Below are 16849 nucleotides of genomic sequence, written 5' to 3'. Positions count from 1 at the left end.
GGAGTATTAATTGAAAGATAAGCAGTTTGCAGTCCTTGGTTTAGGGCGATTTGGTGAAGCACTTGCCATCACTCTCAGTGAGTTGGGCTGTAATGTTGTTGTGGTTGATAATGACGAAGAAAAGATTCAAAATATTGCGAATTTAGTCACCTATGCAGTTCAGGCTGATGTGACAGATATCAATGCCTTGAAGTCAATCGGTTTAAAAAATGTCGATGCCGTTGTTGTCTCCATCACTTCCGATATTAACAGCAGTATTATGGGCATTGTTAATGCTCAGGAGCTGGGAATCAGCGAGATTTATGGGAAAGCAAATAATGCTCAGCATGAAAAAGTATTGCTTAAATTAGGGGTCAAAAAAGTGTTTTCACCTGAACGCGATATGGGCGAGCGCGTGGCCCATAATCTGTTCTCCGGTGATTTTATCGATATTTTAGAACTCGATACCAACCATTCCATTGTAGAAGTCGAGTCCCTCCATATCTGGGAAGGAAAAACCCTGGATCAACTGAACCTGAGAGAAAAACATGGCTTAAATGTGATTGCCATTCGAACACTGGATGTTCTGAATGCTTCACCTGTTGCCAATGATATCATCCATTCCGGTGATAAGTTGATTGTGATGGGGGAAAACCGTTCGATTAATGAAATCAATAAATTATCCCGAAAAGATCATTAACGATGTTTCTGGAAATCACGTCAAAAAATAATGATCAGCTCAAATATCTGCGAAAACTCAGCAGTAAGTCATTTAGAGATACGGAAGCGGCCTTTACAATTGAAGGAACCAAACTGTTTCTGGAAGCTGTCAAAAAACAATTGTTGTTTAAACAAGTATTTATTACTAAAGAATGGCTGGAAATCAATGTCGGAACGGTCAACGATTATTTAATCGCATTGGCCAGCAATGGTGTATCGGTAACAATCGTTAGCCCGGCTATTCTTTCTTCGGTCTCCAGTTTGCAAAAACCGGAAGGGATTATTTGTATCTTACCTAAAATAATCGTTCCGTCCGGCACATTCAAACGGTACGTCTTATTGGAGGATGTTCAGGATCCCTATAATGTTGGCACCATTATCCGCACCGCCGATGCTGCCGGTTTTGACTGTGTGGTGACATCTGCCAAAACGGCCGATGTTTATAATGAAAAAGTGCTGCGCGGATCGATGGGTTCAGTTTTTCATCTGCCGATTTATCAAGTCGAGTCCTTGCTCGATTATGTGCAACAATTAAAGAAGCAATCGATCACCATCATTGGCACCTCATTAACGGGCAGTTCCATATGGGAGCGCGAACCCCTAAACGGGTCATTTGCAATTGTGATGGGGAACGAGTCCAAAGGAATGTCGCATGAAATGAGTGAATGCTGTGACCAGTTACTAAAAATCCCCATTTGGGGTCAGGCTGAGTCGCTTAATGTGGCAACCGCAGCAGGGATTATTATGTATGACCTGGTCAGAGATTTTAAATAAATACTTTATTGAGCAAAATTAAACCAAAAATTGAATAGCTTATCGACAATGATAGAGCGAGTAAATAAATTTTAAATTTTACAGAGAAAAAATCCCAGGCTGAGAGATTTTGTGTTTAATTTTATTGAAGTTCCCTCTGGAGTTTTAGACGTGAACGTCATCATCCGATTTTGATGGCCTTTAGCCTCTAACGTTAATTGCGTTAAAATTTTGAGTGAATACAATCAGTATTAATTTAAGGTGGTACCGCGGAATTATTTCGTCCTTTTTCAGAAGGACGATTTTTTTATTTATTTGAAAGAAAATGATTTAACAGCAAATGATTAAAAAACATTTTATAAGATAAAAAAGGAGAACAAAATGGAGTTAGAACTCAAACAATTAAGAGATCGCTGTTTGGCCGATCTTAATGCCGTTGAAGAATTAAAAACACTGGACAATGTGCGAATAAAGTACCTCGGAAAAAAAGGGGAGCTGACCATTGCCCTGAAGGGAATGGGCAAGCTTTCCAACGAAGAACGTCCAATCATCGGGAAATTGGCCAATGAAATTCGGGAGGAAATTGAAAATAATATTTCGGCTCAGAAACAGGCACTTGAGCAAAAAGAAATCGAAGCTCAGATCAAAGAAGAAAGCATTGATGTATCCTTACCGGGGAAAAAACATCAGGCCGGAAATCTTCATCCGCTAACCACCACGGTTAACGAATTGAAAGAAATCTTTCTGGGCATGGGCTTTTCAATTGCCGAAGGTCCGGAAATCGAATGGGCAAAATATAATTTTGATTATCTGAACGTGCCCCAGGATCACTCTGCCAGAGACTTGCAGGATACCTTCTATTATGAGGACGATATTGTTCTGAGAACACAAACTTCCCCAGTTCAGGTACGAGTTATGCAGGAACAGAAACCACCCTTACGGATTATCTCACCAGGTCGGGTTTATCGCTGCGACGAAATAGATGCCACTCATTCGCCGGTTTTCCATCAAATGGAAGGCCTGGTTATCGACAAGGGTATTACCATGAGCGATCTTAAAGGAACCCTGGATTTATTTGCCAAAAAGTTATTTGGCGAACAGACCAAAACAAAATTCCGACCACACCAGTTTTATTTTACCGAACCCAGCGCGGAAATGGACGTCACCTGTTTCAAATGTGGCGGTGTCGGCTGCAAGGTCTGCAGTAATACCGGCTGGATCGAGATTCTGGGTTGCGGGATGGTTCACCCCAACGTCTTGCGATTCTGCGGTATCGACCCCGATGAGTACAGCGGCTTTGCCTTTGGTATGGGCCTTGACCGCATCACGATGATCAAGTATGGAATAAACGATCTGCGTTTATTATTTGAAAATGACCTGCGTTTTTTAGCGCAATTTAAATAGGAGGAACGATAATATGCTAGTTTCACTGAATTGGTTAAAAGAATTTGTTGATATAAAAATGTCCCCTTATGATTTTGGTGAGGCCCTGACCATGTCAGGCACAAAGGTGGAAACACTGACCGTTGTGGCTGAGAATGTTGCCAATATCTTTACTGGAAAAATCACCAAGATAGAACCCCATCCCAATGCTGACAAACTGATTGTCTGTACCGTCGATATGGGAACCGACGAGCGGGTGATTGTTACCGCTGCCAAAAACGTTTTTGTCGGTGCCATCGTACCGGTAGCCGTTGATGGGGCTGTGCTTGCCAATGGTACCAAAATCGGCACCAATGATTTTAGAGGACTGCTTTCCTACGGGATGTTCTGCTCAATTGAAGAACTGGGTATGAATACTGACTTGTTTTCCAAAGAAATCATGGAAGGGATTCTAATTCTGCCGGAAAATACGCCGCTGGGAATGGATGCCCGGGAACTGCTGTGGCTGGATGATGTGATCATCGATGTGGAATTAACGGCTAACCGTTCGGACTGTCAATCGATCATCGGCATCGCCCGGGAAGCGTCAGCAACGCTGGATCTCCCGATGGCCGGTGTTACCACCTATGATACCACCGAAAGTACAAATCAGATTGCCGATTATTTAAGCGTCAGAATTGAAGATCCCGCCTGTCCGCGCTATGTGGCCAAGATGCTGAAAGTCAAGAAAATTGAAGCATCGCCATTGTGGATGCAGATCAAACTGCAAAACAGTGGCGTGCGTCCGATTAATAATATTGTCGATGTCACCAATTATGTGATGCTGGAGCTGGGCCAGCCGCTACATGCCTTTGATTATGATAGTCTTCAGTCCCAGGAAATTGTGGTTAAAACCACCACCAATAAAAAAATCGTAACCCTGGATGATAAAGAACGGGATATCGATGAAACCATGCTGATGATCACGAATGGCAAGGCACCGGTAGCGATTGCCGGCGTCATGGGCGGTGAAAATTCCGAAATAACCGAAACCACCAGTCTGATTGTGCTGGAATCAGCCAATTTTAACAAAGGCAGTGTGCGGCTGACAGCCAAGCAGCTGGGCCTGAGAACCGAGGCATCATCTCGTTTTGAAAAGGGTGTTGATCCCGAACTGGCTGGTGTTGCGGCACTGCGGGCCACCCAGCTGCTGTTGGAAATCCGCGCTTGCGAAGTCATTGAAGGGCTGATCGACGTTTATCCCAAGGTGGCAAGCTTAAAAAAGGTGAGTCTCGATATCAATTGGTTCAATACCTTTGTGGGTATTTCACTGACCATCGATGAAATTGCCAAAATGCTGACCCGGTTATTTTTTAAGGTCGAAAAAAGCTCAGATCATATCCTTGAAGTTGAAGTCCCCAGTTATCGGTTGGATATTGACCTTAAAGAAGATCTGGCCGAAGAAGTGGTAAGGATTTTTGGTTACGATATGATTCCCGGGACGATCATGGGCGGCGAAACCATGGTTGGCGGTAAAACCCCGGTGCAAAAATTTGAAGATACCCTCAAGAATATCCTGGTTGGTCAGGGCTATTATGAAACCCTGACATCGTCTTTCACCAGCGAAAAACGGCTTCACGGGCTGAATTCACAGCTTGAGGATAACCTGATCCCATTGATCAACCCATTGGGGGAAGAAAATAGCATCATGCGCCATACTCTGATTGGACATCAATTGGAAGTGATTTCACTAAACTATAACCGCAAAAACCCGTTTGGTCGTTTTTTTGAACTGTCCAATACCTATCGAAAGAATAGCAAGCCTGGGGAGTTGCCGATCGAAGAACAGAAACTGGCCATCAGCAGCTATGGCGGCGAGGATTATTTTGAATTAAAAGGCGTTGTCGAGCTGTTGCTGGGGCAGTCGGGCATTAAATATCCTGATTTTATTGCGGGTGGCTCAGACTTCCTGCATCCCGGCCGCAAAGCTGAAATTTTTGTGGAGGGCATAAAATTAGGCGAAATTGGGGAAATTCATCCGATCGTCGTCAAAAATTATGAACTGCCCAAGCGCTGCTATGTTTGTCAATTAAATTTTGCAGCGCTGTATGATTGCGCATCGCTGGATAATAAATTTGCCGATCTGCCTAAATTCCCGGCGTCAAATCGCGACCTGGCGATTTTATTAAAAGCCGATATTCCGGCGGCGGCGATTGAGACGATTATCCGCAAAAACAGTGGTGATATTCTTGAAAGCGTCGACTTATTTGATGTCTATACCGGGGCGCAAATTCCCGATGGTTACAAGAGTCTGGCCTATGCCTTAAACTTCAGACATCATGAACGGACCCTTAACGACAATGACATTAACCCGGTGATCGATCAGATCCTCAGCGAATTAAAACGATCATTTGACGCCCAGCTCCGCGAATAAGAACCACCTGGTATGAATAATATAGATGAGATTATTATCGGGCTCTTGCAACTAACGGGGGTCGGGCGCCAGAAAGTTAAACTGCTGCTGGATATGATCACGGCCCCCGAGAGTCTTAATTTAAAGGAAATTGTGGAAATCGGCCAAACCTTTCATATTATCTCTAATCAAATTGGTCAAACGGATCTTGATACATCCATGGACGATACCAAACGGCTGATCGCTGAATGTGATCAGCTGGGAATCCGTTACATATCTTATTTAGCGGATGGTTTCCCGGCGTGTCTGAATTTCAGCGACAACCCGGTCTTGCTGTTCTACCAGGGTGATCTTGACGTCTTAAATCACCCTAAACGAGCCGCAGTGATTGGTAGCCGTTCGCCATCCCGGCTGGGATCCGACTTCGCCTTTCAGGCCGGTAAGCTGCTGGCCGAAAATAATTTCGTGGTGATTAGCGGCCTGGCGGTTGGCTCAGACGCTGATGGACATTCAGGCTGTCTGGCTGGTGGCGGAAAAACGGTGGCATTTTTGCCTTCGGGTTTGGCCCCGGTTTATCCGGCTACAAATCGCGGTTTGGCGGAAAAAATATGTGATCAGGGCGGTTGTCTGGTTTCCGAATACAGTCATCGTGAAACGGTTCAGCCCTACAAATTCATCGAACGGGATCGGCTGCAAAGCGCGACCAGCCAATTTGTGCTCGTATCCAATTTCGCACCGGGCAGCGGAACCATTCATACCCTTAATTACGCCCAAAAATACAATAAGCCGATTTATTCCATCCCGGTGATTTATGAAGAATCACGGGATGGCTTTAATCATCTCGACCAAAAGCAGATAAACTATCAGATCATCGAAAATGCCGAGCTCACTCAACTCATCGAAAATTATTAATTGATAAATCATTTGTAATTTTTTGCTTTATTACATATAATAGAAGAGAATAGATTAGAAAATGATTATTTGACTAAGAAAATAAAATTTATTTCACAGGAGGAAAAAATGCCTGAACAAACAATAATGGAATTACGCATATTAGATACCGAATTTAATTTAAAGGCAAAGGGAAACGAAGAACATATCAAACACGTTTCTGATTACGTCAATGCCGAATTGGAACGCGTCAAGGCTGCTAATCCTTTTACCAATCACATTCGGATTGCGATCCTGGGCTGTATGAATATAACCGAACGGCTTTTTATTGCGGAAGAAGAAGTTCGCAGCAGTGAAGAATTCAAAGCGAAAGAAATCGGCGAGATTAAACTGATCAAAGAAGAACTTAAGAAAGCCAACGACATTTTAGCTGAAGAAAAAGCGAAATATGAAAGCCTGGCCGAAGAAAAAGAATTGCTGCAAAAAGAATTGGATGAGAAAAATGATTTACTGGCTCAATATCGTGAACATTTGCGACAAAGCAAAATTGAAAGCGAAACCAGCCGTAAAACAATTCTAGATTTACAGAATCAACTTTTTGAAAGCCAGATCGAATTAGTTAAAGCAAATAAAAATCATATTGAAAAAGATATCTTCAAAAATATTGAAGACAAAATGAAATTGGATTAGCTAAAACGAATCAGACAAACTAAATATGAACAACAAAAAAAAGATGTTTGCACATCTTTTTTTTGTTTAGAATTTTCGAATGAGTCCGGTAACCTTACCGAGAATTCTGACATCTTCGGCATTGCAGATAATCGGGTCCATGGTTTTATTATCAGGTTGGAGCCGAATTTTATTGGCGTCTTCAAAAAAGATCCGTTTTACCGTGGCTTCGTTATCTTCAAGCAGGAGGGCCACAATTATTTCATTATTTCGGGCCGTTTCCTGTTTTCTGACGACAATCTTATCCCCGTCCAGAATACCCGCATCAATCATACTGGTGCCCTTAACTTCAAGAATAAAGGCGGCTTCTGTTCCGGTAAAATCTAAGGGCAGGGGAAAAATATCGGTGATATTTTCAATCGCCAGGATCGGCGCACCGGCTGTAACGCAACCCAAAATTGGCAGTGAAACAATCGTCTTTTCGTCAAAATAGTTTGAAATTGTTTCGTTGGGATCGTGTCGAAGGACTTCGATGGCCCGGGTTTTCGTCGCATCCCGTTTTATATACCCCAGTTCCTCCAGCTTTTTCAAGTAGGTGTGCGCGGTGGAGGTTGATTTTAAATTAACAGCGGCACATATTTCCCGTACCGATGGGGGATAACGCTTGTCACGCATTTGGGCTTCGATAAATTTTAATATTGCAAACTGTTTGCTGTTCAAATCCTCGTACATTAGCATTCCTCCAAATATTTATGGCTTATTATAACATATCCTAAACAGAAAAACAAACGTAAGTTCTGTTTTTGAAGATTTTCTTTCTTTTAGTCGTCGTCACGCTCAAATTGCGATAGGGGGTTTTGATTTAAGGTATCCCGCAGAGTTTCTTCATTAATATGGGTATAGATCTGGGTTGTTGAAACGTTCTGATGACCCAGAATTTCCTGAACCGAGCGCAGGTCGGCATTGCCATAGCGAAACATCAGGGTAGCCGCCGTATGTCTCAGTTTGTGAACGCTGATTTCGTCGGTATTCAGCCCACAACTGGCCAGGTGCTTCTTAACCAGATGTTGCACGGCCCGGTTGCTGATGGGGGTATTCTGCTGGCTGAGAAACAGATAGGGGGAGTCTGATTCCTGACGAACAGCCAGATAACGGTTGATCGCTTTTAAACAGGCATGGTTTAGAAAGACGGTCCGTTCCTTATTTCCTTTGCCAATGATCCGCAGGGCATCATTCTTAATATCAGAGATCTTTATTTGCGTGAGTTCCGATAGCCGCATCCCGCAATTCAGAAACAGGGTAACAATGGCAAAGTCCCGTTCTTGATGACGGCCAGTGATGCCTTTTAACAGATCAACCGCTTCATCCCATTCCAGATAACGGGCGTGACGGGCTGGTAGTTTGGGCATTTCCAATTCAGTCACCGGATTGGGCAGAAAGTATTTCTGTTTGTTGCACAGATAATTAAAAAAAGATCGCAATGATGAGACCTTGCGGCTGCGGGCAGCGTCTGAATTGTGGCGTTCCTTGCTTGAATAGGAAAGAAATGCATAGAGAATCCCCAGATTGACCGATTTTAAATCATCAATGGCGACATCATCAATGGGAATCTCATCAAAATCAAGGGATTGTGGAACCATGGCAAAATAGCGCTTAATAAACCGGAAAAAGATAATCAGATCATAACGATAAGCTTGAGCTGATTTTTCGGAATAACCTTTGATGGTCAAAACATAATTTAGAAATTCATCAATTATGGCGTTGTTCGGAATTATTTTATCCGTTAGATTAGTTGGGGTTGTCATGACATGTCTCCTAAAATTTATTTGGCAGTCCGCTGCGAACGTGAGCTGTCGCAAAACCAGTCAGAACAGATTATTACATAATCCGGCTGAGACGGATGAATTATTGATAGCTTATCACATTTTAGCTCATTTGTCACGAAACTTACATTTCGCGACAAAATATTTTAGTCTCTTAACAGAAGCTGATCAAAAATACAGATTTAAAAAGAACGAAAATTCTGCCATGCTTCGGCAAAATTTTCGTTCATCATAATTAAATACGCAAATTAAATTTGAAATCTTACTCTGATCGTTCCCGGATAAAGAAACGAATCGGTGTTCCAAAGAAATCAAAGGTTTCCCGGAGTTTGTTTTCCAGGTAACGCTGATAAGAAAAATGAACCAGGGTCATATCATTGACAAACACCACAAATGTCGGCGGATTAATGGCCACCTGAGATGCATAATATAATTTCAGACGACGGCCATGTTTTGATGGCGGCTGTTTCATCATGACAAATTCAGCCAGGGCTTCATTGACCTTACCGGTGGTGATCCGTTTGGCGCTCTGGGCTTTGACATATTCGATGGTTTCAAAGATTTTGCCCAATCGCTGTCCGGTTTTAGCCGAGATAAAGATAATCGGTGCGTAATCCATAAATGAAAGCGCGTCGCGGATATCCCCTTCCATCTTTTTCATGGTTTTATTGTCTTTTTCTACGGTGTCCCATTTATTGACAATAATGATCGATGGCTTGGAGCGATTATGGGCGATCCCGGCAATTTTGGCATCCTGTTCGGTGACTCCCTGGGATGCATCAATCAGAACCAGGACGACCTGGCTTCGTTCAACGGCGGCAATGGCTCGAATGATGCTGTAACGTTCAATATCTTCGTAGATTTTTTTCTTGCGTCGCAATCCGGCGGTATCGATTAAGACATAGTCTTCCCCGTCGTATCGGACGCCGGTATCGACGGCATCCCTGGTGGTACCGGGGATATCGCTGACAATTAGTCGCTCTTCGCCCAGGACCTTATTGATCAGGGTCGACTTCCCGACATTTGGTTTACCGATAACGGCCACCCGTAAGCGGTCATCTTCGGTTTCTTCTTCGTCGTAATAACGTTTGACATGGTTTATGATTTCGTCCAGAAAATCCCCTAGACCCAAGCCCTGCTCGGCTGAGATAGCTATTGGTTCACCAATTCCCAGGTTATAGAATTCAAAGGCGTTATTTTCCAGACCCTGGCTGTCAACCTTATTGACGGCCAATAACACATCTTTGTCATGTTTTCGGATCATATTGGCAACTTCCAGATCCGAGGCGGTCATTCCTTCCCGACCGTCGACCATCAGGACAATCAGATCGGCCATATCAATGGCGATTTCAGCCTGAACCCGCATCTGTAAAAGAATGTCATCCTTGGTATGGGGTTCGATCCCGCCGGTATCAATCAGGGTAAAATGGTGGTTCTGCCACTCAGCATCGGCAATGATCCGATCTCGGGTGACGCCGGGGGTATCTTCGACGATGGCAATTCGTTCTCCAACTAATTTATTAAACAGAGTTGACTTTCCCACATTCGGGCGGCCAACCACTGCTACGATAGGCTTTGGCATTTTATTTCCTCACTTCATTTATAATCATTATTTATAATTTTATTTTTAAATCGTGTTTTATTTGTTTAATAATATTTGCAGCAGGTCTTCACCATGAACCGGAACCCCGAGGATCGTTACATTAAGAGCTGCGCCTAATGTTTCCAGGGTCCAGTCGTCCAATAAGGTATCGGTACCGCTGCGCAGGGTGTTTTCCGGCAGTAGCAGCAAATCACAGGGGGTCTGTTCGAGCCGGGGTTTCATTTGGGCCAGGATGTCCGCACCGGTGAGCAGCCCGGATACGGTAATGGCTTCGCCAAAGAAATGGTTGGTGATCGGAAAAACGGTCAGATCCAGTAATGGATATGCTTGTTTTATCTCAGCAACCAGATTGTTAAGATAATCATCGGCCGCCGTACCGGTCAGGATGCCGATTCTTTTGGTGGTGGTCGCGTCCGTATGCTTATTTTTTAGCATTTGCAAGGTTTCCCGAACCGAGGCTGTAAAATCAGCCATCATCCCTACCCCATTTTCAATTTGGGGAAAGCCGTTATAATAATCACTTTCGGGAATGGGATGCTTCGCCAGTAAAAAAAACTCGTCGCTGGGATAGATAAATCCATCGCCGTGTGCTGCTTCCATTTCATCATGGACGGCATTAATAATTTCCAGGGTTTTCTGAGCATCATCCTGATTAAAGAGACGGAGTTCTTCCAAACCAAGGCGATGGTTGGAAAGACCGACCGGGACCACCGAAACGGACTGTAGAACGGGATAAAACGCTTTTAAATCCTGCAGCGTTTTTTTCAGTTCGACACCATCGTTAAAATCGGGGACCAGCACGATTTGTCCGTTCATCTGAATGCCATTATCATAAAAGGTCTCCAGATAGGACATCACATCGCCGGCAAAACGGTTTTTAAGCATCTTGATCCGCAATTCAGGATTAGTGGTATGAATCGAAAGATTCATCGGCATAATGCGGTAGCGAATAATCCGATTCAGTTCATCGGGGGTGAGATTCGTCATGGTAATATAATTGCCGGTTAAAAATGACAAGCGTTCGTCATCATCTTTGACATAAAGACTGTCGCGCATACCTGCTGGTAACTGGTCAATAAAGCAAAAAACACAGTTGTTCTTACAGGTTTTTGTGCCAATCATCGTTTCCGGAAAGGCAACGCCTAAATCTTCCTCATATTCTTTTTCGATATCCAGTTCCCAGATTTCGCCATCCGGTTTTTCAATTTCGACCGCCAGTGTGTCGTCGGCAATCAGATAGCGATAATCCAATATATCAGTCACCGGCATGCCATTGATCGACAGCAGGATATCCCCCGCTTCGACTTCCATTTCACTGAGGATGCTATCATCCTCAACGCCGTTTATTATAAATTTTTTCAACACTTCTCTCTGTTTCTTTACAATTTAAAAACTGCCTAGCAAAACCAGCCGGCAGTTCTCCTTGTCTATTATATAATATTTTGAGAGAAAAAAAAACCTATTTAAGAATTTTTCCCAATAAAACAGTGCTTATGACGACCTTATCAAAGATATTTCATTAAAATGTGTCTTATTTTCCGATTGGACAGGCAACGACACATAAACCACAGACAACACCCCGGCCGATATGCTGATAGGCTTCTTTCATATGGTGGCTGCAGGCGTAGGCATCATACAGCTGATTGCGCGGCATTCCCGGCTGCCAGAGCGACCCTTCGATGGCCATGGCCGGGCAGGCACTGACGCAGCTCCGACAGGAACCGCAGCCACTTTCAGTAACTGGCTCAGCGACGCGTAACGGGGCATTGGTTAAGATCGTCCCGAGGCGGACCCGGGGTCCGTAACGCTGATGAATAAACAAGGCACTGCGCCCAATCCAGCCCAAGCCTGACAGCACAGCGGCGGTTTTATGCTGAAAAGCGCCAGTGAACTGATCTTCCAGGTCAGCCACGGACTGCGATGCGGGAATCGCCACACTGGGGTAACCCTGGGCTTCCAACGCCAATAGGATCCGTAAACAGATGTCGTCAATCAGGCGATTAACGCTGCGGTAGTGACTGAAATAGGTTTGCGTGGGCTCAGCCCCAATCTGATTTAAAATACCATCGGAAAGTTTTATTACAACGGTGATAGCGCGATTAAAGTTCATTCGCTTTTGATCTGGCAGCACCGATAAGTCGGAAAACCCGATTTCGGTCGCACCGAGTGCTTGACCCAGACTGACAATGGTCTGGTTGCAATGATTTTGCGGGAGTGCGTGATTGCGCTTGACTTCTTTTTTCATTTTTTCCTCTTTTTTACATAGAAATAGCGAAATTGATCCATTGATATGTTACAATATTCATAGATAAATAAAGGTGGTGGTATTCATGCTCTTTAATTCTGAACAACAGGCTGAGGATAAACTGATCATCCTCTATGTCTTAAAGAAAATTAAAACTTCTTTAACCCGGGAACAGATTGCTCTGATTATTGTCGAAAATTTACAGATTGGTTATTTTGATATTCAATTATACATTGATGATCTGATCAAAGACGAATTTCTTTCCGCTCTTGATTATGACGGAAAGTCAGTGCTCACCTTGTCAGCGATGGGTAAGGAAACACTGAATGTTTTTCAGCAGAAAATTCCGGCTTATATTACCGATATGATTGATCTATATCTGAAGGAAAACCGCGAAAAGATCTTCAAAGAAGTAAAAATTACCGCAAACTATCAGAAATTGGGAGAAACGGATTATCTGGTTGAATTAAAACTTCACGAAAATAATATTGTCCTGATGGAAATATCATTAAATGCGCCGACATTAAAACTGGCCCTTGATATCTGTAATCGCTGGAAAGAAAATACCCAGGATCTTTATGCCTCGGTATTGAATCTGTTAACCTGATTTTTTTACATCCAACCGAATTAAAAAACATTAAAAAGGTTTGCCATCGGGTTTCAATCCCGATAGCTAAACCTTTTTTTAGTGGTCACATCATTTACTCTTAATATTAGTTCTAATTTTATTTCTTATGGGTCCCAATGACATCACGTTTGATCCGATCTTCCACCCGCCGGTTTAACCACATAATCGCCGTTTCAATATGAACCAGGGCCATCGCATTTTCGGTACATTCAAACTCACCTTCCTGAAATAACTTCAAGCGATCTCTGACGATCTCAAGCAAATCAGAATCGATCACGCCCACTTCCGATCCCGGCTCGTGGCGGGCTCCTTTTTGAAACTTAATTCTGGCTAGTTCAACGGGATCATCTTCTTTAGTGCGAATGATGTATTCGCTATAGGCATTGCCAACGCCCTTTTCAGCGACTCGATAAACCTCATTTAAATTGCCTTTGTACTGAACTGTTGATATTTTTTCGCCCATTTTTCCGACCTCTTTTCACTGTAATATAGTTTTTATAATTATAACCCGTTTATACCCAAAACAAAATAGCTTATTCAGTTCTTTTCAACATTGACGTTTTTAATTGTGCTGTATTTTGAAAAGTCTTGACAAAAGCTCTTCTACATAATATTATTGTAAAAGGGTATTTTATATTTAAAAATACTGATGTAGCAATGGAGCTTCGAATATACTATATCACAGTGCGTATATTTTATGGAAGTTCTTTTTTTGGCTATTGACACAAGATTTGGAGGAAGAATAATTGATTAAACTTCAAGATGTAAATAAATTTTTTGGTGATCATCATGTACTTAAAGACATTAACCTGACCGTCGCAGAAGGCGAAAAATTGGTTATTATCGGTCCCTCAGGTTCGGGCAAGAGTACCACCGTTCGCTGTATGAATTTTTTAGAAGCACCGACTACGGGACACGTTTTTGTCGATGGTGAAGAACTCACCCAAAAAAATAAAATTCAGCTGATCCGGCGAACATCGGCGATGGTATTTCAGAGCTTTAACCTGTATCCGCATAAAACAGTATTGGAAAACCTGACTCTGGCACCAATCAAACTACAAAAAGTCCCAAAAGAAGAAGCCATCAAAAGAGCGCGAAAGTATTTGGCTATTGTTGGTTTGAGTGAAAAAGAGAATGCTTATCCATCAACCTTATCCGGTGGCCAACAACAACGTGTTGCCATTGCCCGAGCCCTGGCAACCGAGAAAAAGATCATCCTCTTTGATGAACCAACATCAGCCCTTGACCCGGAGACCGTTCAAGAAGTTCTTGACGTCATGATCAAATTATCAAAAGAAAATATCACCATGGTGGTGGTTACTCACGAAATGGGTTTTGCCCGGGTGGTTGCCGATCGGGTCATTTTCATGGATGATGGTCGAATCGTTGAAGAAGGAAAACCGGAACACTTTTTTGAAAATCCTACGGAAGAACGAACGAAACTCTTTCTCAGTAAGATCTTGCGTTAATTTCTAATATCACAACGATATTAGCTATTATAATTTTATAACAAAATATTTAGGAGGAAAATGATTATGAAAAAGGTACTCTCTGCTCTGCTTATTTTAAGCCTGGTTTTTACTTTGGCAGCCTGTTCATCTTCGACTGCGAAAGATTCAAAAGCGACCGACGACAGTCTCGATGCAGTTGTTAAAGCTGGTGTATTACGAGTGGGTGTTAAAGAAGACGTTCCCAACTTCGGTCTTCGCAATACAGCCACCGGTGAGATTGAAGGTTTTGAAATTGATATTGTCAAGCTTCTGGCCAAAGAAATTCTTGGCGATGAAAATGCCTATGAATTAACGCCGGTAACCGCTAAAACACGTGGTCCATTACTTGACAACGGCGAAGTTGATCTGGTTATAGCAACCTTCACGATTACCGACGAACGAAAATTGACCTATAACTTCTCGACCCCTTATTATGAAGACGCGGTCGGTTTGTTAGTTAAAAAAGCCGCCGGTTTCAAAGGTCTTGCTGACATGAATGGTAAAGCAATCGGTGTGGCTCAAAGTGCAACATCCAAAGAAGCGGTTCAAAAATCAGCCGATGAACTTGGTGTTACCGTATCATTCTCAGAATATGCAACCTACCCCGAAATCAAGGCAGCATTAGACTCTGGTCGCGTTGATGCTTTCTGTGTTGACGGCTCAATCCTCGGTGGTTATGTTGATGACTCAACAATGATCTTACCAGATCGTTTTTCACCACAACAATATGGTGTGACTTCAAAGCTTGACAGCATCGCGCTAACCGAAGCAGTTGACGGTTATATCAACGGCTGGCTTGAAGATGGAACCATTGAAGGCCTAATCACGAAATGGGGACTTAATTATTAATGAAAAGTTCTAATCCTTTTGCCTTATGGCGTTGGGAGAAGATGTTTGGAGAATGGCAAATGTTTGGCGAGGGGTTTCTGCTGACTATTGAGGTCGCAGTCCTCGCCTTAATCCTTGCTCTTGTTCTGGGTATTGTTTTCGGCGTTATCTCAACATCAAACAATAAAATAATGCGCGGGATAGCAAGGGTTTATGTTGAGTTCTTTCAAAACACTCCCCTGGTTATACAGGTTTTCTTTTTGTATAATGGTCTGGCCATTGCCGGACTGCGGCTAAGTGTGTTTATGATTGGTGTTTTAGGGGTGGGCATTTACCATGGCGCTTATGTTTCTGAGGTTGTCAAAGCTGGTATTACTTCAATCTCAGTGGGACAAGTCGAAGCGGCAAAGTCTCAGGGTTTTACCTATATCCAATATATGCGCTATATCATCCTGCCACAGACCATTAAAATCGTCCTCCCTCCGCTCACCAATCAAGCTGTTAATCTGATAAAAAACACGTCAGTTCTGGCGATGATCTCCGGTTTTGATCTGATGTATATGGCCGATTCCTGGGCATCATCCAGTCTTGATTACGGTCCATCTTATGTGTTTGCCGGTTTTTTATATTTCATGCTCTGTTTCCCGTTGGCAACCTGGGCAAGAAAATACGAAGAACGTCTCAAAAACAAGGACCATGCCCGTGTTCCCTTTAATCCAAGTGAGGAGGCGGTGTCATGTTAGAAGTTTTTAAAAATGTCTTTACGCCTCAAAACGTTGAGTTTTTAGCTAAAGGGATGGCGTTAACTTTGATGCTTTCGGTTACCGTTGTTATTATCTCGATTATTTTCGGGACCATCCTGGCCTTACTGCGAACCTATGAAAAACGGGTCATGGGTAAAGTGGCCGGATTCTATATCGAAATGTTTCGAAATACCCCATTACTATTGTGGATTCTGGTCTGTTGCTTTATGATTCCCTATGGGACCATCGTCATTCGTGGTGGTTTGGCCTTGACCTTATATACATCGGCCGTCATTGCTGAAATTGTCCGCGGTGGTTTAAACTCAGTTGCTGAAGGTCAATTTGAAGCAGCCAAATCTCAAGGTTTTACGCTGATCCAAACATTGGTATTCATCGTACTCCCGCAATGTTTTAAAAGTATTGTTCCTTCCCTGTTATCGCAGGTCATTACGACCGTTAAAGATACGTCTTTTTTACAGGTCGTTGCGATTCCCGAGTATACCCGTAGCGGGTTCGTTGTAATGGGACGATATACCACCACGCCAGAGGTTTTTATGATCTTTGCGTTACTGGCAGTCGGTTATTTTGTGATTTGTTTCAGCCTTTCTTGTATCGTCCGCGGCTATCAGAAAAGAACAGAAATCGCCAGATAATAAAAGAGTAATAATATTTATACCGACATAGACAAAGTCATGGATTCAC

Annotated in this window: 17 protein-coding genes and 1 other annotated feature; of the genes, 11 read left to right on the top strand and 6 right to left on the bottom strand. The window is 43.0% G+C overall.

From position 1 onward, the window contains the following. Positions 1-10 precede the first annotated feature (10 nt). The 6 genes from ABGU93_RS00600 to zapA all read left to right on the top strand — a co-directional run bounded on the left by ABGU93_RS00600 (position 11) and on the right by zapA (position 6808). Complete coding sequence (locus ABGU93_RS00600; protein WP_347411566.1) at positions 11-679, top strand: TrkA family potassium uptake protein; 669 nt, start codon at positions 11-13, stop codon at positions 677-679. A gap of 2 nt (positions 680-681) precedes the next feature. Next, positions 682-1473: an RNA methyltransferase gene (locus ABGU93_RS00595; RefSeq protein ID WP_347411565.1), complete on the top strand. Its 792-nt coding sequence runs from the start codon at positions 682-684 to the stop codon at positions 1471-1473. 39 nt (positions 1474-1512) lie between these two features. Continuing rightward, positions 1513-1743, top strand: a binding site (T-box leader). Between the two features lie 90 nt (positions 1744-1833). Continuing rightward, positions 1834-2856, top strand: a complete 1023-nt coding sequence (gene pheS, locus ABGU93_RS00590; RefSeq protein WP_347411564.1) for a phenylalanine--tRNA ligase subunit alpha — start codon at positions 1834-1836, stop codon at positions 2854-2856. Positions 2857-2869: 13 nt separating this feature from the next. Next, positions 2870-5248, top strand: coding sequence for a phenylalanine--tRNA ligase subunit beta (gene pheT / locus ABGU93_RS00585; protein WP_347411563.1), 2379 nt, complete (start codon positions 2870-2872; stop codon positions 5246-5248). 12 nt (positions 5249-5260) lie between these two features. Further along, positions 5261-6139: a DNA-processing protein DprA gene (locus ABGU93_RS00580; RefSeq protein WP_347411562.1), complete on the top strand. Its 879-nt coding sequence runs from the start codon at positions 5261-5263 to the stop codon at positions 6137-6139. Between the two features lie 108 nt (positions 6140-6247). Then, positions 6248-6808: a cell division protein ZapA gene (gene zapA, locus ABGU93_RS00575; protein WP_347411561.1), complete on the top strand. Its 561-nt coding sequence runs from the start codon at positions 6248-6250 to the stop codon at positions 6806-6808. Positions 6809-6874: 66 nt separating this feature from the next. Here zapA and lexA read toward each other — a convergent pair whose 3' ends face one another. From lexA to ABGU93_RS00550, 5 genes are all read right to left on the bottom strand, one after another. Beyond that, on the bottom strand, positions 6875-7519 hold the full coding sequence (gene lexA, locus ABGU93_RS00570) for a transcriptional repressor LexA (RefSeq protein ID WP_347411560.1): 645 nt from the start codon (positions 7517-7519) through the stop codon (positions 6875-6877). An 89-nt stretch (positions 7520-7608) separates the two neighbouring features. Beyond that, positions 7609-8592 (bottom strand): tyrosine recombinase XerC, encoded by a 984-nt coding sequence (locus ABGU93_RS00565; protein ID WP_347411559.1) that lies wholly within the window; start codon positions 8590-8592, stop codon positions 7609-7611. A gap of 280 nt (positions 8593-8872) precedes the next feature. Continuing rightward, on the bottom strand, positions 8873-10192 hold the full coding sequence (der, locus tag ABGU93_RS00560; protein WP_347411558.1) for a ribosome biogenesis GTPase Der: 1320 nt from the start codon (positions 10190-10192) through the stop codon (positions 8873-8875). Between the two features lie 57 nt (positions 10193-10249). Then, positions 10250-11578, bottom strand: coding sequence for a DUF512 domain-containing protein (locus tag ABGU93_RS00555; protein ID WP_347411557.1), 1329 nt, complete (start codon positions 11576-11578; stop codon positions 10250-10252). Positions 11579-11744: 166 nt separating this feature from the next. Further along, positions 11745-12458 (bottom strand): 4Fe-4S double cluster binding domain-containing protein, encoded by a 714-nt coding sequence (locus ABGU93_RS00550; protein WP_347411556.1) that lies wholly within the window; start codon positions 12456-12458, stop codon positions 11745-11747. 85 nt (positions 12459-12543) lie between these two features. On the opposite strand from ABGU93_RS00550, the gene ABGU93_RS00545 reads away from it, so the two are divergent. Beyond that, complete coding sequence (locus ABGU93_RS00545) at positions 12544-13065, top strand: DUF4364 family protein (protein WP_347411555.1); 522 nt, start codon at positions 12544-12546, stop codon at positions 13063-13065. Between the two features lie 118 nt (positions 13066-13183). Here the strand turns inward: ABGU93_RS00545 and ABGU93_RS00540 are convergent, their stop codons facing one another. Next, positions 13184-13549: an ABC transporter ATPase gene (locus ABGU93_RS00540; protein WP_347411554.1), complete on the bottom strand. Its 366-nt coding sequence runs from the start codon at positions 13547-13549 to the stop codon at positions 13184-13186. Positions 13550-13832: 283 nt separating this feature from the next. On the opposite strand from ABGU93_RS00540, the gene ABGU93_RS00535 reads away from it, so the two are divergent. From ABGU93_RS00535 to ABGU93_RS00520, 4 genes are read left to right on the top strand one after another with little or no spacing between them, the layout of a single operon-like run. Continuing rightward, entirely contained in the window at positions 13833-14555 is a 723-nt protein-coding gene (locus ABGU93_RS00535) for an amino acid ABC transporter ATP-binding protein (RefSeq protein WP_347411553.1), read from the top strand. Positions 14556-14615: 60 nt separating this feature from the next. Further along, a complete protein-coding gene (locus ABGU93_RS00530) occupies positions 14616-15425 on the top strand; it encodes a transporter substrate-binding domain-containing protein (protein ID WP_347411552.1) in 810 nt (269 codons plus the stop codon). Then, positions 15425-16147, top strand: a complete 723-nt coding sequence (locus tag ABGU93_RS00525; protein ID WP_347411551.1) for an amino acid ABC transporter permease — start codon at positions 15425-15427, stop codon at positions 16145-16147. The genes ABGU93_RS00530 and ABGU93_RS00525 overlap by 1 nt, the downstream gene beginning before the upstream one ends. Next, entirely contained in the window at positions 16141-16800 is a 660-nt protein-coding gene (locus tag ABGU93_RS00520) for an amino acid ABC transporter permease (RefSeq protein ID WP_347411550.1), read from the top strand. The genes ABGU93_RS00525 and ABGU93_RS00520 overlap by 7 nt, the downstream gene beginning before the upstream one ends. The last annotated feature ends 49 nt before the right edge of the window (positions 16801-16849 follow it).

Source organism: Acetobacterium sp. (genome assembly GCF_039830195.1).
Taxonomy (GTDB): domain Bacteria; phylum Bacillota; class Clostridia; order Eubacteriales; family Eubacteriaceae; genus Acetobacterium.
This window is presented reverse-complemented; position numbering and strand designations above follow the sequence as displayed.